The 23,209-nt window shown below is 32.2% G+C and carries 23 protein-coding genes and 2 tRNA genes; 12 read left to right on the forward strand and 13 right to left on the reverse strand.

Features of this window, described 5'->3' with window-relative positions; all coding sequences use genetic code 11:
- Positions 1-38: 38 nt before the first annotated feature.
- From AB3211_RS02180 to AB3211_RS02190, 4 genes are all read left to right on the forward strand, one after another.
- Positions 39-1,229, forward strand: coding sequence for a hypothetical protein (locus tag AB3211_RS02180; RefSeq protein WP_367364534.1), 1,191 nt, complete (start codon positions 39-41; stop codon positions 1,227-1,229).
- A gap of 51 nt (positions 1,230-1,280) precedes the next feature.
- Positions 1,281-1,484: a hypothetical protein gene (locus tag AB3211_RS07875; protein WP_410521601.1), complete on the forward strand. Its 204-nt coding sequence runs from the start codon at positions 1,281-1,283 to the stop codon at positions 1,482-1,484.
- A gap of 5 nt (positions 1,485-1,489) precedes the next feature.
- Complete coding sequence (locus tag AB3211_RS02185; protein ID WP_410521602.1) at positions 1,490-1,819, forward strand: hypothetical protein; 330 nt, start codon at positions 1,490-1,492, stop codon at positions 1,817-1,819.
- Positions 1,820-1,881: 62 nt separating this feature from the next.
- A complete protein-coding gene (locus AB3211_RS02190; protein ID WP_367364535.1) occupies positions 1,882-2,844 on the forward strand; it encodes an Rpn family recombination-promoting nuclease/putative transposase in 963 nt (320 codons plus the stop codon).
- Positions 2,845-3,308: 464 nt separating this feature from the next.
- Here AB3211_RS02190 and AB3211_RS02195 read toward each other — a convergent pair whose 3' ends face one another.
- Complete coding sequence (locus AB3211_RS02195; protein ID WP_367364536.1) at positions 3,309-3,584, reverse strand: hypothetical protein; 276 nt, start codon at positions 3,582-3,584, stop codon at positions 3,309-3,311.
- Between the two features lie 81 nt (positions 3,585-3,665).
- On the opposite strand from AB3211_RS02195, the gene istA reads away from it, so the two are divergent.
- Together istA and istB are read left to right on the forward strand one after the other, a co-directional pair.
- Positions 3,666-5,162, forward strand: coding sequence for an IS21 family transposase (istA, locus tag AB3211_RS02200; protein ID WP_367363704.1), 1,497 nt, complete (start codon positions 3,666-3,668; stop codon positions 5,160-5,162).
- Positions 5,162-5,911: an IS21-like element helper ATPase IstB gene (gene istB, locus AB3211_RS02205; RefSeq protein WP_367363705.1), complete on the forward strand. Its 750-nt coding sequence runs from the start codon at positions 5,162-5,164 to the stop codon at positions 5,909-5,911. Before istA ends, istB begins: the two co-directional genes overlap by 1 nt.
- Positions 5,912-5,950: 39 nt before the next feature.
- Here istB and AB3211_RS02210 read toward each other — a convergent pair whose 3' ends face one another.
- From AB3211_RS02210 to rpoH, 10 genes are all read right to left on the reverse strand, one after another.
- Positions 5,951-7,135, reverse strand: coding sequence for an IS256 family transposase (locus AB3211_RS02210; protein WP_367364791.1), 1,185 nt, complete (start codon positions 7,133-7,135; stop codon positions 5,951-5,953).
- A gap of 398 nt (positions 7,136-7,533) precedes the next feature.
- Positions 7,534-7,608 (reverse strand) — tRNA-Thr (locus AB3211_RS02215).
- Positions 7,609-7,766: 158 nt separating this feature from the next.
- On the reverse strand, positions 7,767-8,102 hold the full coding sequence (locus tag AB3211_RS02220; RefSeq protein ID WP_341757524.1) for a YraN family protein: 336 nt from the start codon (positions 8,100-8,102) through the stop codon (positions 7,767-7,769).
- Between the two features lie 206 nt (positions 8,103-8,308).
- A tRNA-Met gene (locus AB3211_RS02225) sits at positions 8,309-8,385 on the reverse strand.
- A 62-nt stretch (positions 8,386-8,447) separates the two neighbouring features.
- Positions 8,448-8,924, reverse strand: a complete 477-nt coding sequence (rpsI, locus tag AB3211_RS02230; RefSeq protein ID WP_341757523.1) for a 30S ribosomal protein S9 — start codon at positions 8,922-8,924, stop codon at positions 8,448-8,450.
- 6 nt (positions 8,925-8,930) lie between these two features.
- Positions 8,931-9,398, reverse strand: coding sequence for a 50S ribosomal protein L13 (gene rplM, locus AB3211_RS02235; protein WP_341753937.1), 468 nt, complete (start codon positions 9,396-9,398; stop codon positions 8,931-8,933).
- A 122-nt stretch (positions 9,399-9,520) separates the two neighbouring features.
- The gene (locus tag AB3211_RS02240; RefSeq protein ID WP_367364792.1) at positions 9,521-10,762 is read right to left on the reverse strand and encodes a PQQ-binding-like beta-propeller repeat protein; all 1,242 of its coding nucleotides are present in this window, start codon (positions 10,760-10,762) and stop codon (positions 9,521-9,523) included.
- A 290-nt stretch (positions 10,763-11,052) separates the two neighbouring features.
- Positions 11,053-11,706 carry a DUF2659 family protein gene (locus AB3211_RS02245; RefSeq protein ID WP_367364537.1) on the reverse strand — a complete coding sequence of 218 codons (654 nt, stop codon included), beginning with the start codon at positions 11,704-11,706 and terminating at the stop codon, positions 11,053-11,055.
- A gap of 28 nt (positions 11,707-11,734) precedes the next feature.
- Complete coding sequence (ybgF, locus tag AB3211_RS02250) at positions 11,735-12,487, reverse strand: tol-pal system protein YbgF (protein ID WP_367364538.1); 753 nt, start codon at positions 12,485-12,487, stop codon at positions 11,735-11,737.
- Between the two features lie 141 nt (positions 12,488-12,628).
- The gene (gene rpoH / locus AB3211_RS02255) at positions 12,629-13,513 is read right to left on the reverse strand and encodes an RNA polymerase sigma factor RpoH (RefSeq protein ID WP_367364539.1); all 885 of its coding nucleotides are present in this window, start codon (positions 13,511-13,513) and stop codon (positions 12,629-12,631) included.
- A 135-nt stretch (positions 13,514-13,648) separates the two neighbouring features.
- Between rpoH and AB3211_RS02260 the strand changes: the two genes are divergently transcribed.
- The 5 genes from AB3211_RS02260 (at position 13,649) to AB3211_RS02280 (ending at position 17,550) form a co-directional block, all read left to right on the forward strand.
- A complete protein-coding gene (locus tag AB3211_RS02260) occupies positions 13,649-14,209 on the forward strand; it encodes a cytochrome c oxidase assembly protein (protein ID WP_367364540.1) in 561 nt (186 codons plus the stop codon).
- Between the two features lie 543 nt (positions 14,210-14,752).
- A complete protein-coding gene (gene map, locus AB3211_RS02265; RefSeq protein ID WP_367364541.1) occupies positions 14,753-15,547 on the forward strand; it encodes a type I methionyl aminopeptidase in 795 nt (264 codons plus the stop codon).
- A gap of 8 nt (positions 15,548-15,555) precedes the next feature.
- Positions 15,556-16,236 (forward strand): RadC family protein, encoded by a 681-nt coding sequence (gene radC, locus AB3211_RS02270; protein WP_367364542.1) that lies wholly within the window; start codon positions 15,556-15,558, stop codon positions 16,234-16,236.
- On the forward strand, positions 16,233-17,252 hold the full coding sequence (locus AB3211_RS02275; protein WP_367364543.1) for a UDP-phosphate alpha-N-acetylglucosaminyltransferase: 1,020 nt from the start codon (positions 16,233-16,235) through the stop codon (positions 17,250-17,252). The genes radC and AB3211_RS02275 overlap by 4 nt, the downstream gene beginning before the upstream one ends.
- A complete protein-coding gene (locus tag AB3211_RS02280) occupies positions 17,233-17,550 on the forward strand; it encodes a DciA family protein (protein WP_367364544.1) in 318 nt (105 codons plus the stop codon). The genes AB3211_RS02275 and AB3211_RS02280 overlap by 20 nt, the downstream gene beginning before the upstream one ends.
- A 19-nt stretch (positions 17,551-17,569) precedes the next feature.
- Here AB3211_RS02280 and metG read toward each other — a convergent pair whose 3' ends face one another.
- Positions 17,570-19,108, reverse strand: coding sequence for a methionine--tRNA ligase (gene metG, locus AB3211_RS02285; RefSeq protein ID WP_367364545.1), 1,539 nt, complete (start codon positions 19,106-19,108; stop codon positions 17,570-17,572).
- Between the two features lie 108 nt (positions 19,109-19,216).
- Here metG and AB3211_RS02290 point away from each other — a divergent pair, with 108 nt between their 5' ends.
- Complete coding sequence (locus AB3211_RS02290) at positions 19,217-20,704, forward strand: carboxypeptidase M32 (RefSeq protein ID WP_367364546.1); 1,488 nt, start codon at positions 19,217-19,219, stop codon at positions 20,702-20,704.
- Between the two features lie 440 nt (positions 20,705-21,144).
- Here AB3211_RS02290 and AB3211_RS02295 read toward each other — a convergent pair whose 3' ends face one another.
- Positions 21,145-23,097: a primosomal protein N' gene (locus AB3211_RS02295; RefSeq protein ID WP_367364547.1), complete on the reverse strand. Its 1,953-nt coding sequence runs from the start codon at positions 23,095-23,097 to the stop codon at positions 21,145-21,147.
- Positions 23,098-23,209 lie beyond the last annotated feature (112 nt).

Raw genomic sequence — 23,209 nt, forward strand, 5'->3', positions numbered from 1 at the left:
CGTTAAAAATATCTAATAAATTTGGAGGTACAAATATTATGACTAAACTTGTTGAACTTAATAAATTTTATGAACTTCTTGAAAAACTACAAGCTGGTGAAAATGTGCCTGATATAAATCTTGAACACTATAATATTGGTAGTATTGGGGTCAAGCTACTTAGCCAAGCTTTGAAAAGCAATAACACAGTGAAGGAAATATATCTTTGTGGCAACGCGATTGGTGATGCTGGAACAGAGCTAATTGCAGAGTTTTTGCAGAATAATAACACTGTCACCACAATAGATATTAGCGATAATAATATTGGCAATATTGGTATATGTAAACTTGCAGAAGCGATAAAAGACAATAATACTATAACCGAAATATATCTTAACGGTAACAATATTGGTGATATGGGAGCTTGCCAACTTGCAGAAGCTTTAAAAAACCATAATATAACTATACTAAATCTTGATGAAAATAATATTAAAGATGGTGGAGCAGAAGGCTTAGCTATGTTTCTAGAGAATAATAATAGTATATATTGGCTATGTCTTAGTGACAATAATATAGGAGTAAAAGGAGTAGGAGAGCTTGCCAAGGCTCTAAAGCATAATAAGTCTATGGAGATACTGGATATTTCGTGTAACATGTATGGTGTAGAAGGAGCTAGGTTGTTAAGCAATGCTCTTGAGCGTAACGAAGCTCTAATCTCCCTAGATATTACAGATGCTGGAATTGGAGCAGAAGGAATGGAACTGCTTAGCCAAGCTTTGCGACATAATAAAGTTCTAAGTGAAATAAACCTTAACGGCAATAATATTGGTTGTGAGGGAATAAGTCTGCTTATCAAGGGGCTAGAGACTAATAGCACATTGGATTATATAAAACTTAAATATAACAATATTGGTTGTCATGGGGCAGTTGCATTAGCGTGGTTTTTAGCAAATAATAGCACTATAAAGTACATAGAACTTGAGGGCAATGATATCAGTGATTTTGGGATTGTGCAGCTTGTTAAAGCTCTAGAAATTAACAGAACCATCAAAGAGATAGATTTTGGTTACGTGGATATGAGTAATGATAGGGCAATGGAACTAATAAAAATTCTAGAGTCTAATAAAGTCGTCAGCGAAATAACAATGTATTTTGAAGAGGAAACGATTAGTAATGAAATAGTAGAGTTGTTAATTAAGGCTCTAGATATCCACGACAAAAAAGTGAGAGATACTCTGTCTGTGGCTTAATATTAGGGGAAAAACAACTACACCTTTGTGATTATACAGAATTGGGAATAGATGCCACATGGTGTGGTGTCAAGCACTGAAGTTAGAACACAAACTTCAAATTTCGGCTCTAACCTCAGTGTCTATTCTCTAAAATCAATTAATAACAGTGAGCTTTACAATGTTGACAATAATCAATTACAAATCAAATCTATAGAACTAGAACTTGGAAAATCAACAAATAATAATGTGTTACAGGAGTTTCAACAGCAGTAAAATCATTGGAAAGATTTACTACCCAAGATAATATAAGTACAGCCTTACAAATATATAAAGAAAAAGGCATAGAGTCTTTTATTCTCTATAGCAAAAATATTTGTTCTAAAGCTATTGAGCAGAAAATAATAAAAGATTTACAAATAATGAAAAATAAGTTTGATCCTAATTATAATCTTAGTGTTGTTAAATTTTGTGATATAGTAATAGATGATTTTAAAGGTAAAAGCTATCCAGTACCAGAAGATTACTTAGCTGCCATAGGCAAAGATAAACAAGTGATGCAATATATTAATCCACAATCAGTAATAGGTAAGGAAATAAGTATGAGCTAAAGCAAGCATCAGAAATAAAGCAAAATCGTGGAATAAGAGTTATTAAATAAGAACAAAAAAATATGTCAAATCAACTAAAACATGATGCATTGTTTAAAAAGATAATGGTCAATCAAATAGCAGCCCAAAAATTTTTGGAACATTATTTACCAAAAGAGGTTAAGGAAATAGTTGATTTAACCAAAATAACAATAGAGCCAGAGTCGTTTGTTGAGGATGACCTAAAAAGAGCTCTTAGTGATTTAGTCTATTCTGTTAAAACTAAAGATAACGAACAAGCCTTTATATATGTGTTGATTGAGGCGGAGATAAGACCAAAATATTGGATGGCACTCAAATTATGGAAATATATGTTGCTATTAGCTGAAAGACATAAAAAAGGTAGAAATAAATTATCGTTGATAGTACCAATGGTGTTTTATCATGGTACTAGAAGGTTTAATGTGCCAAAGAACTTGTTTGAGTTATTTAGCGATCCCAAACTTGCAAAACAACTAATGTGTGAGGATTATAAGCTAATAGATTTACAAGCAATGTCTGATGATGAGATAAAGCAGAAGCAACATTTCGGTATGTTAGAATTTATGATGAAAAATATACAGAAGCGAGATATATTGAAGTTGTGGGATGAACTGCTAACAAATTTTAAACCATATATTAGTATAGATAAGGCAACAGGATATATTTACATAAAATCGTTTTTATGGTATAGTGACGCTAAGATAGAAGAAGGTAAACAACAAGAGCTAGAAAGGCTAATAGCTAGTCATTTAACTGCAACAGAAGAGGTGAATATTATGAGAACTATTGCTGAGAAATATATTGATGAGGGTATAGAAAAAGGTATCCAAATCGGTGAAGCTAAAGGTATCCAGATCGGTGAAGCTAAAAAAGCTGAAGGTAAAGCTGAAGAGAGAGTTGAAATAGCAAAAAAAATGTTAGTTCAAGGCTCTGATTTTGCCTTTATTTCTGCTGTAACTGGTCTTGACAAATCTTTTATTCACTCTCTTGCTCAGAAAAAATAATTTATTTTTAGTAATATTTTGAGATAAGCTGAGCAAAATTTTTATGATTACTAATATGGTTATAAAAAATAAATCTAGATTAGCCGTTTTAAGGGAGTTTATAGTGCAACTTTCCCTTTTTATGCTTTTTATACATGAAATCATTAAAACGCCCTAAAAATGTCTTAAAATAGTTTTTGACATTTTAATGAGTTTGCAAATTCATTGTTAGTTTAGTAATAGGAATATTACCGCCTGCGAAAGCAGCGATCTAAAACAACGCTTGAAAATCCCTAAGGTATTATAGATTCCTGCCTACGCATGACACATTTTGCATTTAAATGATGTTATATTCTAGACTTTTGACGGAGCGACAATATAATATTTTGAATAAAATTATCAATTTTATTATGCTTTACTACGATGCAAGCTTTGTAGGTTAAGGTTTTTATGACTCGAACAAACTGCTTTGCAATCTTTTAGCATTACAAATCACATTCTGAACCTGAGTCGCCAAGTAATTTGCTGGTAAATGCTGCATCTACTAGGTCATAATTATAAAAATTATGTTCTTGTGCTCTGGCGATAAAATCTTGCCCCTGAGTAGCAGCATTAACCATAATATTACCAATTTTCTCTAAAGCTGCAGCCTTAAAATTTTCATCCTGACTTAGGCTGTTAAAAAGCGTGCAATAATGACCCACTAAATGGGTTAATGTGCGTTGAAAAATGACCCACCTAAGAAGTGGGAAAAGTAGCACGTTATTAATCCATTATTATCAACCTATACTTCTATTATTTTCAGAATAAATAATAGGAGTATAAAATCAGAGATGTTAATAATGGAAAGTAAGAGAAAGATATTAGGACGTTATCGTCGTGGAGAAGGTATACGTTCAATAAGTAGAGAATTAAATATATCACGTAATACAGTTAGAAGTATCATTCGTACGCAAGGAGAGATTAAATCTGATTATATACGAATAATTCAACCTATACCTAAACTCGGGAAATATATTGAGAGTCTTGAGAGGATGTTGCGGGATAATAAGAATTCAAAGCCTAAAAAAACAGGGAAAGCTTTATTTGAGGAGTTAAAGATTTATGGGTATCAAGGCAGTTACTCTGCTGTTAGTCGTTATATTAACACTTGGAATGATAGAAATTTTGAGATTAATATAAAAGCTTGCGTACCTTTATCCTTTGCTCCTGGGGAAGCTTACCAATTTGACTGGAGTAGTGAGCAAGTAATATTAGCTGGAGAAATAATAAATGTTAAAGTAGCTCACTTTGTTTTGTGTTATAGCCGTAAAAAATTTATCTATATTTATCCTACTGAAGCTCAAGAGATGGTATTTGATGCACATGTTAGAGCCTTTACTTTTTTTGGTGGTAGTCCAACTAAAGGGATTTATGATAATATGAAGACTGCTGTCAGTAAGGTTTTAAAAGGCTCTAATAATAGAGAATGGAATCCAAAGTTTGAAAAGCTCTGCGCACATTATCTCATTGAACCGATAGCATGTTCTCCAGCTCGAGGTAATGAAAAAGGTAGGGTTGAGCGACAAGTACAGATTGACCGGGAACAGTTCTTTACTCCTATGCCAAAAGCTTTAACCTTGCAAGAATTAAACGATATATTAACCAGCAGATTAGTTACTTATAATAGCTCTCATAAACACCCCGAATATAAAGATAAGACTATAGATGAAGCATATCAACTAGAACGTAATTTTTTAGTATCCGTGCCTGTATTATTTAACGGTTGCAAAGAAATAGATATCAAGGTTTCTATTACTTGTTTGGCTAGATATGAAAGCAATAATTATAGCGTTCACTGTAGTTGTGCTGGGAAAATAGTACAATGTAAGATATATGCTGAACATCTAGTATTTATTTATAATGGTCAAGAGGTAGGTCGTCATAAACGGAAATTTACTAAGGGAGAAACTTGTTATGACGTCAATCATTATCTGCCAATATTAAGGTATAAACCCGGAGCATTAAGAAATGGTGAACCATTCCTTAATATGAATTTACCAGAAGAGCTCATAGAAGTTAGAAGACGTCTTGAGAGCAGCCCAGCAGGTACAAGAGATTTTGCTCATATATTATCGTATATAGCAATGGAATCCATAGAAGCAGTAGTATCAGCATGCACCCAAGCACTAAAAATAGGAACTGTTAGTAAGGAGGTAATTTTAAATATTATATTACGTAATAAAGATGAGTTAAAAGTAACAGAGCCAAGTAATTACCAAGAATATCATACTTTAAAACATATCCCGAAAGCTAATTGTGAGATATACGATAATTTTCTCAAGTTAGGAGGTAAGTAATGAACAATGTATATCAAGAATCTACTAGAGAAGATATTATAAATGTTATGAGAAAGCTAAAATTTACAGGGATGCTTGAGTCTTATGATGAAATTATATCTGATGCCATAAGGCGTAAAGAAGCCTCGAATTATATTTTACATAATTTATTAAAATCTGAACTAACAACACGAACTCTTAGGTCTATTCAAAGTAGGATTAGCGCAGCAAAGTTTCCTGAGAAAAAAGATATAGATAATTTCATATTTATCGATACCCCAATAAACCAAGAACAAATTATGCATCTATATAGTTGCGAGTTTATTAAAACATCTAGAAATATAATCCTAGTTGGTGGTACTGGTAGCGGTAAAACTCACCTAGCTATTGCATTAAGTACAAAAGCAGTACGAAAAGGTTATAAATCAAGATTTTTTAATCTTGTAGATCTTGCTAATCAATTAGAATATGAAAAGAACTCTGCTCAGGTAGGAAAACTAGCAGCTTCCTTGCAAAAAATAGATGTACTAGTCCTAGATGAGCTTGGTTATCTACCATTTTCTAAGAATGGCGGTCAACTTATCTTTCATCTATTATCTAAAATACATTCCAACACTTCAATTATTATTACTACTAATCTTATATTCTCAGAATGGTCACAAATATTTGGTTGTAATAAAATGACTTCAGCGCTACTTGATAGAGTTTGTCATAATTGTGATATCATTGAAACGGGAAATGAAAGTTATCGTATGAAAAAAAAACAATAGTTCTAGAGAACATTCGCTGAACTGTGTCAGTATAGAATATCATACTTTAAAATTCAACCTATCAGGGAAGAAAATATCTAGCTGCGAAACGGTCACTGCCCAATTTGGTATTGGCATATTCCATTTAGCTGTAATCTGTTTTATAGCACAAAATACCAGTTTAAACAAAGCATTTTCACTAGTAAAAGCTCCTTTTGTTTTAGTATATTTTCTGACTTGACGGTGAAAACCCTCAATCGGATTGGTGGTATAAATCAGCTTTCTAACCTCGCCTGAATACTTAAAATACGTTGCTAGATTATCCCAATTTTGTTGCCAAGATTTAATAACCATCGGATATTTTTTACCCCATTTTTCCTCAAGTCGTAGCAGGTTATATTCTGCCACATCTCTACTTTCCGCTTGGTAAATCATCTTTAAATCTACCATAAATGATTTCTGATCTTTGCTAGCTACATGCTTTAAAGAATTACGAATTTGATGTACTATACAAAGCTGTATTTCAGTTTTTGGAAATACTGTATTAATGGCTTCCGGAAAACCTTTCAGCCCGTCAATACAGGTTATTAATATATCTCTCATACCACGTGTTTTTAAATCGTTAAGAACACCTAACCAAAAATGTGATCCTTCTGATTCACAAGCATAAAATCCTAGAATATCCTTATGACCATTTTGGTCAATCCCCATAATATTATAAACAACTTTAGTTGTTACTTTGTTATCTTGTCTAACCTTAAAAAACATAGCATCAAGAAAAACTATCGCATACATCGCTTCAAGTGGTCTACTTCGCCATTCATTTAATTGCGGCATCAGCTTGTCGGTAACAGATGAAATTGTAGCAGCTGATACCTCTACACCATATATCTCTTGTAGGTGTCCAGCAATCCCTTCGTAAGATGTCCCAAGATCATAAAGAGCTAATATTTTATTATCCAGCTCCTCATTTAAAATAGTTTGTCTTTTTTTAATCAATTGTGGTTCAAAACTACCATTACGGTCTCTTGGTGTTTCAAGTTCGAAGGAACCTGTAGCCGTCTTCATAGTCTTAGTATTAATGCCGTTTCTACGGTTACTACCTTGTTCCAAACTATTTTCTAGTAAGTGATAATCCATTTCACCTTCTAGGGCAAGCTCCGTAAAATCTTTCACTAAAGACGTTAGCAGTCCACTTGGACCAAGTAATGGCTTGCCTTGGTATAGTCCTTGTATGATCTCCATACATTTATCTTGATTAAGTATTTGTGATACTTTATCTAGTTGAATTGGTTTCATTGGTTTACTCATGTCAAATTTCCTATTATTTTACGCGAAGAACATGTGGATAAGTTGATAGTAACTTATCCACATTCTTCGCTATTTACAACATCAATAATCTTTATTTTATATATTTAAAAGATTATCTTTTTCTATTTGACACAGTTAGACGAACATTCCCTAGTTCTAGACTTATGTGGGTCATTTTTCAACGCTTATTGACAAATATTTGACTATATTGATAAATTATTGACAGATATTATAAAATTAACTACAGTTAAATTTTAATTTGGACTATTCAGGTAAAACATTATAAATACTAGGCTTTTGAGGTTAAATCATGGAGAATATTGTAGTAAATGTGGTGCCGCTAGTAGGAATTGAACCTACGACCTCATCATTACCAATGATGTGCTCTACCTCTGAGCTATAGCGGCCTAGTTTTAAGAGAAGTCTCAGACTATATGAGTATGATCTTCTTGACATATATTGCTTTATTGGTCAAGCAATAATTTTAAAATAATTACTTAGTCAGTTAGCATTTGAGTGTATAGTGTATAATTAGATTCTTTTTCGTCTAGTAGAAAAAACTCTATTACCATGCGTTTTCAATAATAATTGGTATACTGTAAGGTTTAATAATTATTAGGTCAAATCTAACTTGATAATTTTGGTATTTTGGGTTAGAGCTTAAAAATACACTAGCAGATCTTTTTATTCTTGCTTGTTGATGAGTTGATAATATCCGATCATCAACGTCAGAACGCCTTGCTTTTACCTCTATAAAAACAAGTTGTTTTCCACGTAGGGCGATAATATCAATCTCACCAACATAATATCTTTTACGATGGTGAAGAATTTGATAAAATTTAATTTTATAAATAACAATAGCCACATACTCAGCTATTAAACCGAATGTAATCCTTTTCATAATAATGTTTGCAAGAACTTGAAGAATTTCGAGTACATTCACCGCATAATAGCATATATATCAAGTAGCACTAATGACTTTTATATATAAAATATAAAAAAAATCGCAGTATACTTAATGCTTTAAAGAATTGGTTGTTGATTCTTATTGCGAAAACCCCCATTATACAAATTCTAGATAACAAACCACCACATGAATTAGCATTTTGGTAGCGAGGGAGGGATTTGAACCCCCGACACGCGGATTATGATTCCGCTGCTCTAACCAACTGAGCTACCCCGCCATGATGGAAAGAGCTTCAGAAAAATCACATGCTAGACAACTCCAAACAGACTCTGTAAAATTCTAACGTTTAGAGAATTGAGTACTTTTTCTAGCTTTATGCTTACCATATTTCTTCCGTTCTACAACCCTTGAGTCTCTTGTTAAGAAACCAGATTTGCGTAAAATACTATGAAATTCTGGTGCAATTTTGTCAAGAGCTCTAGAAACACCGTGTAGTACAGCACCCAGTTGTCCTGATATTCCACCACCTCTGACAGTACATATTATATCATATTGTCCAGCAGTATTGGTTACAACAAATGGTCGCAAGAGAGATTTGGTATGAGCTTCACGAGTGAAATATTGCTCCATATTTTTTTTGTTGACAATTACCTTGCCACTACCGCTTTTTAACCAAACTCTAGCTATTGCACTTTTTCTTCTACCTGTACCATAGACTTTATTATCACTGCTTCCTACAGGCGTTTTAGGCTTAACTAACTTACTCTGAACTGTATCGCTTTTGGTTTTTTCGCTTTGAACCTTTAATGTTGTCATAATTCACTATTTTTTATTCTTTGTATTTTTGCTTGCAAAATCATAAGACTCAGGTTGCTGAGCTTTATGTGGGTGTTCATTCTCTGCATAGACATATAGATTACCCATCTGCTTTGATCCCAAAACATTTCGCGTAATCATTCTTTTTACAGCAAGCTTAACGACACGTTCAGGATACTTACCAGACAGAATTTTTCCAGCTGTTGTATCCTTTATTCCACCTGGGAAACCAGTATGGCGATAATAAAACTTACCATCTTTAAGGTCTGATTTTTTACCTGTCAAGCAAATATGCTTGGCATTAATTATTATTACATAATCTCCACAATCTAAATGAGGAGTGAAGGAAGGCTTATGTTTGCCGCGTAAGATTTTAGCTACTTCACTAGCAAGTCTACCTAATACAAGGTCTTTAGCATCTATGACCCACCACTTCTTCTGAATTTGTGATGGTTTTGCAGAATAAGTTTTCACGTTATATATCTTTATTAATTAGAATTAATGTTATCATTGTCCCAGCCTAGGCTATACTAAATAGCATTATAACCACTATTTTGTCAAGATAAATGTAAATATATATTTAACATAGTTCTTGACTACTCGACAAACATAATTTTTTTATCAGTAGCAAAATACATACTACCACAGCAGGTTTTTCCATGATATTCAATATTTTTAGTAATTTTAGTAATCTGTGGAGTAGTGCTTAAATTACCATTAACATCTGATTGGAAACTATATAATTCACCTTTAGTGGAAATAATATTTAAATTCCACTCTTTTGTCTCAACTACCTTACCAATTATAGGGGGTAGGAATGATGCAGCTTTAACTTTTTTAATATCTTTCCCATCATTTAGATCTGCTACAAACTTGACTTTACCAAAATCAGTACTTATAGCAGCTATTTGTCCAGCATTATTTGTTATAAATAAACTATTACCAGCTAACAGCATGGATTGCACATCATAAGCTTTGGTTTGCCAAAGAATATTACCCGTCATGATATCTAACTTTACTATCTTACCAGCACTATTAGCTATATATATATGAGAGTTATTGACAATAGGTTTGCATAATATAGATGCTGCCTCAAAATTTGGTAAACCTATTTCCTGCTGACTAGATAAATCGTTAGTCCATAACACTTGACCGCTACTAGCTTCTAGAGCAAGAATTTGCCCTGAATTATAGTTTACTATTACATGATTATTTTGTACTATTGGGCTAACATGGTAACTTGATGACAAAGTTTCTACTACACCTTCATGTTGCCAAACAAAATTTAAGTTATCAATATTAATCGCTAATATTTGATTAGTTACTGTTTGAACTACAATAGTATGATTATTAATTAATACCGGTTTTACTCTAGTAATATCAGGCAACTCTTTTCTGATTATTTCATGACCTGACCTACTATCTAATACTACCAAGAATCTTGAACCATAGGTAACATATAGTTTATCATTGTGGCATAAGATCCCTCCACCAACATAATAATCACTCTTGTTAGTGCTGATATTATATGACCACATAATAGATTTATCTTTCATAGAAAAAGCGGAAATATTACCTTTAGTATCAATGGTATAGGCAACAGCTTTATTAAAAATTGGCTCTGATATTATTTTATATTTTGCAACAGTATATTCCTTATTTTGCAGCTGTTCAGGGCTAAATATATTTGTTTTTACAGTAGAATCTATTTGAATTGTTTCATTACTTTCTACAGATAATCTAGGAGTTAATTCTACAATATTTTTAATCTTTTTAGCTCCAAGACCGCAAGAAGTTAGAATAAACGGTAGTAAGAAAATAATTAATCGTTGTTTTATCATAATTTAAGCCTTTGTTATTACGCGAATTCGGTGAAATTATAGATTGCTTCGTCGACCTACGGTCTCCTCGCAATGACGTTTTATAGACGTATATGTCATTGCGAGCGAACGTATGTGAGCGTGGCAATCCATTTTGCTAAAAACATGATTTTAAAAGATTAAAATCATGTTTTTAGCTTTAGAAAGGTTTAAAATGCATTCGCGTTAGCCGCTTTAAGAATGCATTTTTCCTTATATTAAAGCCAATTCGGGATAAGAATTAACTAATTCTTATCCCGAATTGAGGTTTATTGTAAGTTTGAAAGTAAAGCTTTAGCCTGCTCTTTAACTACTTGAGTTGTACTTTCTAGTGATATTACCTTTTTCAAAGTATTTTCTGCTAAACCTTTTGAGTTGTTGTTAATATACCAAATTGCTTTGATAATATTTGCAGTACCAAAGAATGGTTTATTCTCATCATCAAAATAATTTAAATATTCCTCAATTTCATTAATGTTTACATTAGATAAATTTGTTTCGTCTATCATTAAACTTAACCAAACTAGACGTGCATATGCACTTGTTAATTCGGCATAATTCTTGTTATCAATAATTTTCTTTAATAAAGTTCTAGCCTCTATAAAATCTCCTTGTTGTATTTTTATACTGACTTGTTCGATAGCAGCAAGCTCTCCTACTTTATTATTACTTGTTTCAATTAAATTATCCAACGACTTTATGGTTAGGTCTTTATTGTCATTGATAAGCGACATAGACTTAACTAAAATATCACCTGTCTTTTGATTATTCTTTATTTTCTTACCATCAAGCCAATTGTTTATTAGCATAAATAATACAACTATTAGTGCGAGTATTATAGTTATAGGAAGAAGTTTTTTAAAGTAATAAAGTTTCTTTTCTTCATTTTTATCATTTAAGACTTCTTCTAAAATGTCAGTCATTATTATTTACCTTTTTGTTCATAAGAACCTAACGCTTACAAGCAAATTTGGTTCTTGCATCCTTAGCTCTTTTTATTGATGTAGCTGATCTACTCGGAAATTCTGTTTCAAGTTTATCAAGAATAGAACATGCCTCTTGTATTTTCTTCAATTCCCCAAGAGATAATGCTAATTTTAACAATGAGTCAGAAGCTTTAGAGCCTTTTGGTGATTGCTTGTAACCTTTTAGATAATTTATAGCCGCTTTATCAAACATATTACGTCTAAAAAAAGATTCTCCGTACCAAAAATATGCATTACTTACCAAAGGACTATTAGAGTAATTTTTTAAAAAATTTGCAAATTTTTCTTCTGCATCGGTTAATTTATTATCTTTTAAAGAGGCAAGTGCTAAGTCATAAAGTTGCTTATCTTTTGCTATCCCCGAGATGGGTTTTGCAATATCATACGACGCAACTTCTTTTTGTACTTCTTTAGTAGCTGGTATTTCAAAGACATCGCTAACTATAGAATCATCTGCTAAATTTTTTGCTGTACTGGTATCCTCAGAACTTATTACCTCTTGTTTTGTAGAGGCTAAAATTCTCTCTAATTTGGCAATAGTATGTTCAATTATTTCGACTCTGCCAAGTAAGTGTTGATTCTCTTTCTCCAAAATATCTAATCTTTCTGTGCAATCATTAGATGAATCAAATTTCAAACCTTTTCTAGTAATTTGATTTCCAGCAAATACTTGCGTAGAAATCAAAATAATCAATAAATGTATAGAAACTGCTTTCATGAATTAATATTTAATTTAAATGTTATAAAACCATCTGAGTATACTAAATGACGTTGTTTTAGCCACATTATACCCCAATTCGGGATAAGAATTAGTTAATTCTTATCCCGAATTCGCGTATTATGAGTTATGCATAAACCCTTAAACAGCTTTTGGCATCTGTTGCAATATAAAGTTTTTCACTTTCTCAAATGCTGTGTTTTCAATCTGCCTAATTCTTTCCTTAGAGATTTTATATTCTATACTAAGAGTATCAAGAGTTTTTGGAGAATCTTTTAATTTACGCTCAGTGAGAATATGTAATTCACGATCATTTAATATCTTCATCGCTTGTGTTAACAAATTATGTTTGTTAACAGAATCCTCGTGGCTAATTAATCTGAGCTCTTGGCTTGGACGAGTTTCCGGTAAAAATTCAATTAGTTCGCTATCACTGTTATCATTTCCACTATTTACCAAATTATTCAATGATAAGTCTGAACCAGATAACCTAGAATTCATTTCACTAACTTCATGCTTAGTCACTCCAAGTTCTTGAGCAATTTGAACAAAATCTTGATCTGTAACAGCTCTTGAATATAGGTTAGTGATTTTATGCTTAATTTTACCAAGGCTAAAAAATAACTTTTTTTGTGCTGCCGTAGTACCCATTTTAACCAAAGACCAAGATCTTAGGACATATTCATGGATTGAAGCTTTAATCCACCACAAAGCATAAGTAGACAAGCGAAAACCTAAATCAGGATTATATTTCTTTACTGCTTGCATAAGACCTAAATTCCCTTCTGACACAAGCTCATTTAGAGGTAGCCCATAATTTCTATATCTAATGGCAATTTTTGCTACCAATTTCAAGTGGCTAGTTACTAGCTTATGAGCAGCTTCTAGGTCATTCTGCTCAAGATAGGCTTTGGCAAGTAGAAATTCTTCCTCTTGTGAAAGTGACGGAACTTTATTGATCTTTTGCAAATATTGATAAAACCCTGATTCTGCAGAAATTACTGGCACACTGATTTTGTTAGTCATATAATACCTTTAAAATAGATTCCTTTACTTAAGGATATACTAGAATGGGTACATAATATCATAAGTTTAAAATATTTTAAATAGACTTCTTGTAAAAAATTGAAATTTGAATTTTTACAAAAAGAGAGCAACATAGTGTTACAAAAATCTAATAGAAATTTTGCCTTAGCCCTAGTTAGTTTAGTACTTAGCATGGTTTTTCTAAGCTTTGCATCAATACCAATTTACAATTTATTTTGTAAAGTCACTGGATATGGTGGCACTACCACAAGACAGGAACTCAATATATATTCTCCTAAAAAAGGAACTAGAACCATAACTATAGAATTTGATTCCAATGTTGACAGTAAATTACCTTGGCGATTTATTCCTAAGCAAAGGAGGTCTAAAGTTACCTTAGGACAAAATACACTAATTTTTTATGAGTCTGAAAATCTAAGTAACGATGATATAATAGGAACTTTCGTTTATAATGTTACACCTAATAAAGCTGGTAAATATTTTGTTAAAATACATTGTTTTTGTTTTGAAGAACAGTTATTAAAAGCAGGAGAAAAAATGTTGATGCCAGTGACATTTTTTATAGACTCTGATTTTGAGGAAGATAAAGAAATGAATGATGTGGATACAATAACCCTATCTTATAGCTTTTATAAGGTAAGAACCATTGAAAAAGATTCAATGAAATTCAAATAATAATTTAAAAAGTAGAAATTTAGTATATATTTATATAGCTAACCCGATAGCATCTAGTCGTAGTAAATTGACGTCTATTAGCAAGAAGCCGAATGTGACGAAGCAATCTAATAAATGTGGATTGCCACTACACTCACGTGGTCTCGCTAATAGACTGGAATATTTTTACCCAACGTCATTGCGAGGAGCTACTTTAGTAGCACGAAGCAATCCATAAAAGTTGTTAGAAATGGATTGCTTCGTCGGCTCACGCCTCCTAGCAATAACGGAGTAATACCATTTCCCATTCTTAACTACGCTAATACTACAGTTGTAGTTACTACCTAGAGCTGTCATTCTTAGCAACGGCGGGAATCTAAAAAAATAGCCTAAAAGACTATTAAACATTATTAGATCCCAGCTTTCGCTGGGATGACATCGTTTTGACATTAGTACTACAACTGTAGCACTAAATAGCGTAGTTAATAATGGGAAATGGTATAACATCAATCGGGTTATCTATGCTTTTAATAGATGATTTTAATAAAAAAAGTTAATTATTTTATGACCATAACAATTCATACACTAGAAAACTTTAAGAAAATGCATATTGCAGGCAAACTTGCTGCAGAAACCCTAGATTTTATTACTGATTACGTAAAACCAGGAGTGAGTACGATCTATTTAAATGATCTTTGCCATGAGTTTATTGTGTCTAATAATGCAATCCCTGCACCTTTAAACTATAATGGGTTTCCAAAATCAATTTGTACTTCTGTTAATCATGTAGTATGCCATGGTATTCCAAATGATAAACTCCTTAAAAATGGCGATATAATCAATATCGACGTTACTGTAATTGTCGATGGATGGTATGGTGATACTAGTAGAATGTATTATGTTGGTGATGTAGGAATTAAAGCAAGACGCTTAGTGCAGGTTACTTATGATGCTATGATGATAGGAATTGAACTAGTAAAACCAGGAGTACATTTAGGAGATATCGGAAATGCTATACAAACTTATGTTGAAAAACATAATTATTCAGTTGTTAGAAATTATACTGGGCACGGGATAGGGCGTATATTTCATACAGAACCGACAGTTCTACATTATGGCAAAGCTGGCACTGGCTTGGTCTTGGAGGAAGGTATGTTTTTTACTATTGAACCAATGGTAAATGCTGGACATCACTCCACTCATCTAAGTAAATTAGACGGTTGGACAGTCACAACAAGTGATAAGTCATTATCAGCACAATTTGAGCATAGTTTAGGCGTAACCAAAGATGGTTTTGACATTTTTACTTTATCACCAAAACATTTGATACATCCACCTTATAAAACAGACTTATTGTAAAACTAAATATGAAAGATGATATACCCCATTATATTGGGCATAGACAACGCCTAAAACAACGTATTATTGTTTCTGCAGAAAATCTTGCAGATTATGAATTACTTGAAATGATATTATTTTTTGTAATACCTAGAAAAGATGTAAAACCATTAGCAAAGGAATTATTAACACAATTTGGTAGTCTCGCTAATTTAATAAATACAGATAAAGAGAAATTGCTTAATATTAAAGGAACTAATGATAATTTATATGTAAATTTTGTCATTATGCGTGAACTAACTAACAGAATGCTAAAACAAAAAGTAATAAATCAAAATGTAATTAGTTCTTGGAACGTTCTAATAGACTATCTAAAAGCAACGATGGGTAGCATGAAGACAGAACAATTTCGTATCTTATTTTTAAATAAAAAGAATGTCCTAATTGCTGATGAAGTTTTAAGCCAAGGCACTATAGATCAGGCAACAATATATCCAAGAGAAATAATTAAAAGAGCTTTATTTAATGAAGCTGGTGCAATTATATTGGTGCATAATCATCCAAGTGGTGTTAGTAAGCCTTCAAATACTGATATTGAACTAACACACAAAATAGTAGAAACTTGTGCTAATATGAATATATCGGTTCATGACCACGTAATTATTACAGCCAATGAATATTTCAGTTTTAAGTCTAATATGCTATTATGAGTAACTTTATTAATTATAGTTTTTTGTTTTTATTATCTTTTATAGCAACAAGCTTTCTTACTTGGCTATTGATTTCTAGCCTTCCATCTTTTGGAGTGGTGGATATACCAGATCCACGTAGAGTACATAGTAGAATCACACCAAGAGGAGGTGGGCTTGCGATAGTTATAGTGGTAATAATTGCTCTTATCGCCTATGAATATTTTGGGGCAAAAACTCTGATAAACTCAATTAAAATTGTACCTTTACTGCTGATCATTTCTACCATTTCATTTTTAGATGATCTTATTTCTATTCCGATATTTGTAAGACTAATCTTTCACATAATTTGTTCTACAATAGCCATTTTTTTATTTTTATCTCCAGCAGTATTGTTTCATCATGAATTACCTTTATATATTGATTTTGTGCTATCTATAATAGGATTGATTGTCTTTTTAAATATTTATAATTTTCTTGATGGAATAGATGGCATTAGTGGTGCTGAATCTATTCATTTATCGATTACTATATTGATACTTTGTTATCTAAAATCTGATATAATAATAAATATAAATTTTATAATTGTACTTAACATCATTATATTAGCATGTTCCATAGGTTTTTTGATATTTAACTGGCATCCTGCTAAAATCTTTCTAGGAGACGTAGGTAGTATAAGCTTAGGATTTTTATTAGGTTTATGTTTGCTACTTATTTCAGCATCTAGTGTTCATTTGTTTGTTGCTTCATCTATTGCTAGCTTATACTACCTAGCAGATGGAGGATTAACCATACTAATTAGACTAGTTAATAAGGAGAAAATTTGGCAACCTCATTTAAAGCATTTTTTTCAAAAAGCAGTCAGAAATGGTAAGAGTCATAGGGAAGTAGTGAGTAGAATTATAATATGCAATATATTACTCATGGTATTATCAATTATTTCTCTGTATTTTCCTTTATTATCAATTATCTTTGCTATATTAGTAGTAATGGTTACAATAATTAATTTTGCCCATGAAACCGCTCAGCCATGACATCAACATAATTATTAGACGAATCTTTGGTAAACAGCACCCATTGCTTGCAGAAATTATGATTAATTGGAGCAAGATTGTTGGACCGAAATTTAGTACCAAAACTAGCCCGTTAAAAATATCTAGCCCTAAAGAGAAAGGACAGAGAATAAATATTTTACATGTACAAGTGGAAAATTCGAGCATCGCCTTAGAACTATCATTTCATCAACAGATAATTATTGAGCGTATTTCCGTTTATCTAGGTTTTAAGACCATACATAGTTTAAGAACTACAATATATAGCTACAAGAAATAACTAGAATAGACTTCTATTTTCATCGAGTATTATCCTGAAATCTTGGAAATATCGGCTCTGGCTGGTTAATGTTACTACCTAGAGCTAAAGTAAACTCCTTTGTTAAATGTTTAAACATTCTCTGACTTTTTGGTACACCAAGCTGATCAAGCATTTTATTAGCCGAATCAGGGATAAATGGTTGTAACATTACAGCAATATATCTTAGTGTCTCAAGTAGCGTATATAACACCTCATTCATCCTTACAGGATCAGTTTTTTTTAACTGCCAAGGGGCTTCTCGATCTATGTAAATATTGGCTTCTTCGGTTAAAGTAATAATATTTTCTAACACAGAATTAATAGCAAAAGTCTTAATGAACAGTGAATTTTCTGATATAATTTGGTGGGATAGCTTCATTAAAAATGACTCATAAATGCTATCGATAGATTCCTTGCTAATTGACGGAATTTTTGCCTCATTGTTATTATAAACAAAGGCTAGGGTTCTTTGCAATAAATTACCAATTTTATTAGATAGCTCGCTATTAACTCTATTGATTAAGCTACTACGAGAATAATTACCATCTGAGCCAAATATTACCTCTCTCATTAAATAATACCTAACTGGATCTAAACCAAATTCTTTTATTAATTGCAATGGATCAATTACATTCCCTATAGATTTCGAAATTTTTTGCCCTTCATTAGTCCACCACCCATGTGCCATAACACATTTTGGTAGCGGTAAGCCAGCTGCCATCAAAAATGCTGGCCAGTATACGGCATGAAAGCGTAATATATCTTTCCCGACTATATGAACATCAGCCGGCCAAAATTTGTTATACTGGCTTGTATCATTTGGATATCCTAAAGCCGAAATATAGTTGGTTAGTGCATCAAGCCATACATATATTACGTGCTTTTCGTCATTTGGTACTTTAATCCCCCACTTAAAACTAGAACGTGATATGGATAGATCATGCAACCCTGATTTGACAAAACTAATAACTTCATTACGTCTAGTATTTGGTCTGATAAAATCAGGATTGGCATCGTAAAAATCTAATAATTTATCTTGCCATTTTGATAGGGCAAAAAAGTAACTTGGTTCTTCAAGCCATTCAACAGGAGCTTTAGTTGGAGCTAGCCCATCTTCTGTTAATTCTGATTCATCATAAAAAGCCTCATCGCGCGTCGAGTACCAGCCTTTATAGCTATCAAGGTAAATATTGCCACTATCCAGCAATTTTTGCCATAGACTACTTACCGCTTGTTTGTGTCTAGCTTCTGTAGTTCTAATAAAATCATCATTAGAAATGTTCATTGAGTGCATTAATGTACGAAAAGTTTCAGATACTGTATCGGTAAATATTTGTGGTTCAACATTTTTGGCAATAGCAGATTTTTCTACCTTTTGACCATGTTCATCAGTACCGGTCAGAAACATCACCTCTTTACCTGATAAACGCATAAATCTTGCTATTACGTCAGACGTAACACTTGTATAAGCATGCCCTATGTGAGGTATATCATTGACATAATAAATCGGTGTAGTAATGTAATATGTATTTTTCATAATGATCAATTGTTGGAAGCAAAATAGTATATTTATTATAGTTATTTTGTTAATATTAGTATACTATAAAAATAGTTAGAATAACTTATTATAAGTAGGGAAAATTGTATGAAACATTATACATTATTAGAGCAAGAATTAGAGCAAATCTCTCAAATTAATAACGTGATTAATATACTTTATTGGGATATCGCAGTAAATATTCCGCAAGGAGCAATTGATAGTAGAACAAACGAAATATCACTGTTATCTTCCATGGCACATTCTAGATTACAGTCAAAAAAACTTGCTGAATTAGTAGAAGCTGTTTCTGAAAACCTAAATATGCTAGATATTTGGCAATTAGCAAATTTACAAGAAACAAAAAGACGGATCGTTGAATCTAGCTGTATAGATGATGATTTAAGGAAAAAATATGTCACTGCTAGTGCAAAATGTGAGTTAATCTGGCGGAATGCTAGAAAAAATAATGATTACCTATCACTTAAACCTTACCTACAAACAGTATTAGATTGCGTACAAGAAATGGCGAAATCTAAAGCTGCAATATTAAATTGTACTAAATATGATGCTTTACTTGATACATATGACCCTGATCGTAAACTAGATGAAATTAAAGTAGTTTTTAATAATATAAAAAAAACCATACCACAATTAATTGCTCAGATAGTAGAAAAACAAAGCCAAGAACATGTTCTGCCTATAGTTGATAGTATTAATAAAGAACAGCAAAAACTAATTGCCAAAAGACTTATGGCAATAATGGGGTTTGACTGCACTAAAGGTAGATTAGATGAATCAGCTCACCCATTTTGTATGGGTACTCCTGATGATATTAGATTAACTAATAGATATGATGAACATAATTTTATTTCAGGGATTATGGGGATTATGCATGAAACTGGTCATGCTTTATATGAACAAAATTTGCCCAATAAATATAAAAACCAACCAGTAGGTAAGGCTAAAGGTATGGCTGTCCATGAAAGTCAATCTTTATTTATGGAAATGCAAGTAGGTAGGTCAGGGGAATTTTGTCAATATCTATCAAAGCTACTTAAGGATGAATTTGCATTCAAAGGACTAGAATATTCTGCAGAAAATCTTTACAAATTAATGACAAGAGTCAAACCTAGTTTTATTAGAGTAGAAGCAGATGAAGTGACTTATCCAATGCATGTAATAGTTAGGTTTGAACTAGAAGAATTATTAATTAGTGGAGATCTAACTTTAGATGATCTCCCACATTATTGGAATAATAAGATGCAGGAATATTTAGGCATTACTCCACAAAACGATAAAGACGGATGCTTACAAGATATACATTGGCCAATGGGTAGTTTTGGTTATTTTCCATCCTATACTAATGGAGCAATTATTGCTTCAATGGTCATGAAAAAAGCACAGGAAGTTAATCACAATATAAAAAAGGAAATAACAAGAGGAGAATTCAATGGTGTAAACCAATTCTTGAATGACAATCTTAGAAGCTATGGGTCCTTAAAAAGCACCGGCAAATTAATTAAAAACGCTACAGGTGAAGATAAAATTCAATCAGAAATATTTTTAAACTATCTCAAACAAAAATATTTATAACTTATTTAACCTCAAGTATACTCGAATGATCCTACGAATTGGATTTGAAAATGAGGGGCGAGCGAACTAGGTGTACATTTAGTACATGAGTACGCGAGTTCCTGATATTTTCAAAAAACAATTCTTCAAAGTAGAAGAGTATATCGATGTAACAAGTTAATATTAAACTTAGTATCATCCTTATTAGAGGGTGATGCCACCCCTGCGAAAGCAGGGGTCTAAAAAATAACCAAGAAGACTATTCAACCTCAGTTCGATATAAGAATTATTAATTCTTATATCGAACTGAGGTTATTAGATATTATGGATTCCTGACCGAAGCGGGAATGACATACTAGTGATCCACACGGGCAAAGCCTTCACGGGGATGACGACATTGTGAATAACTACAACTGTAGTACTAAGCTAAAGCTTTTACTTGCATAATCGTGAGAGTAATATCAATAAAAACTCTTAGGATCTATATCCACTTTCAAATGACAAAAAGAAGGGATTTTGATTAAACTTAACCATGTTTGTAAAAATTTTTGTAAATTAAATTTCCTATCCACTATGATTAGAATACGGTAGCGAAACTTTCCTGCTAATTTAAACATTAATGCACTAGATGGCCCGAGTATTCTAGCTGAACTTTTTGGTGCAATTGCAACTAGAGTTTTGGATATTTCAAGCACTTTATGCTCATTTTTCCCAGACAAAATTATTGATGCCATTTTGGTGAAAGGAGGCATATTCTCTGCTTGCCTTGTTGCAAGTTCATATTGTAAAAACTGATCTCCTCCATTTTTTATATAACTAAATATAGCATTATCTGGATAATAAGTTTGCATTAATACTAGACCTTTTTTATCTTCTCTTCCTGCCCTACCTCCTACTTGATGAAGTAGTTGATAATTGCGTTCACTTGATCGCAAGTCTCCACCACCAATAGTCCCAAGATCAGCATCAACAACACCTACTAAAGTAAGGTTAGGAAAGTGATAACCTTTAGTAATCATCTGAGTACCAATTAGAATATCAACCTCAGAATGCTCCATTTTATATAGTAATTCGCGGATCTTTTCAGGTTTTTGGGCATAATCTTTGCTAATTACCGCAATTTTATTATCGGGAAAAAGATGCCTAGTTTCTTCTTCAATTCTTTCAATCCCAGGACCACAAACAGTTAAAGAGTCTTCTTCCCGACAATCAGGACAAAAAATATGAATCCTACTTTGATAACCACAATGGTGACATTCAAGTTTTTTGCTAGATTTATGTACCACTAACCAAGCAGAGCAAGAATTACAAGTAAAACGATAACCACAAAGTTTACATAACATCAAAGGGGCATAACCCCTACGATTCAAAAATAATAACACCTGCTCTTTGCTTGCTAGCTTTTTACCAATTAATGCTATTAACTCCTTAGATAAGTAAGAATTTTTTGATAATTTCTCCTTTTTCATATCAATTATTTGAATTTCTGGCAAAGTCGCCTCCCGGTAACGATTTGACAATTCAATTAATTGATACTTATTTGTACTTGCGTTAAAAATTGTTTCAATAGACGGAGTAGCCGAGCATAATACTACTTTTATTTTGGATAAGCTTCCCCGCAATACCGCCACATCGCGAGCATTATATAATATACCATCATCTTGCTTATAAGAACTATCATGCTCTTCATCAATAATAATTAATCCAAGATTACTATACGGTAGAAATAAACTGCTTCTAGCACCAATTATAATTTTAATTTCATTGTTGAGCAAACCTCTTAAAATCATCTTTTTCTGAGCTTTAGTAACTGCAGAATTCCATATTACTGGCTGAAAGCCAAAGCGTGCTGTAAAACGATTTATAATTTGCTGACTTAAAGCAATTTCTGGTAACATTATCAATATTTGGTTACCTTGCTTCAAATAATCAGCCAATAGATGAAAGTAAATTTCTGTTTTACCTGATCCGGTTACTCCCTTAATAATTGATGGTTTATCCGATTGACTTAATAGAGAAAGTGCTTCTTGTTGCTCTACTGAAAGAGTTGGCAAAATAAAATCTTTGTTTAATTCTTGATGCTTTATTTTTATAGGTTGCTGGGCAATATCGATAGGCAAAGCCAACTTGGCAACCGAACCAAGTGAAGTCATATAATAATTAGCAGCCCATTTAATTAAATTAAATATTTCCTGATTAAACCTAAATTCAAGTGGCACTTTATGTTTAATAGATTTAATTTTACTAGTGTTCTCTGAAACTTCAGTATCTAATTGCCAAACTATACCCGTTAATTCTTTATTCCTAAAGGGGACAACTACTAAATCTCCTATAGCTAATTTTAATTCATTTGGAATTAAATAATCCAACGGAAAAAGCTTAGCTAATGGCAATAATATTTTGGCAACTTGCATTGAAATTCATTCTCAGGTCATTTGAGTATACCATATACTATACACTAATTAGCAGAAGCACTAATAGATAAACAACAACAAAATGCAAAAATATTGATCTTTTTCAAAAAAA

The sequence above is a fragment of the Candidatus Tisiphia endosymbiont of Nedyus quadrimaculatus genome, assembly GCF_964059235.1.
GTDB lineage: Bacteria > Pseudomonadota > Alphaproteobacteria > Rickettsiales > Rickettsiaceae > Tisiphia.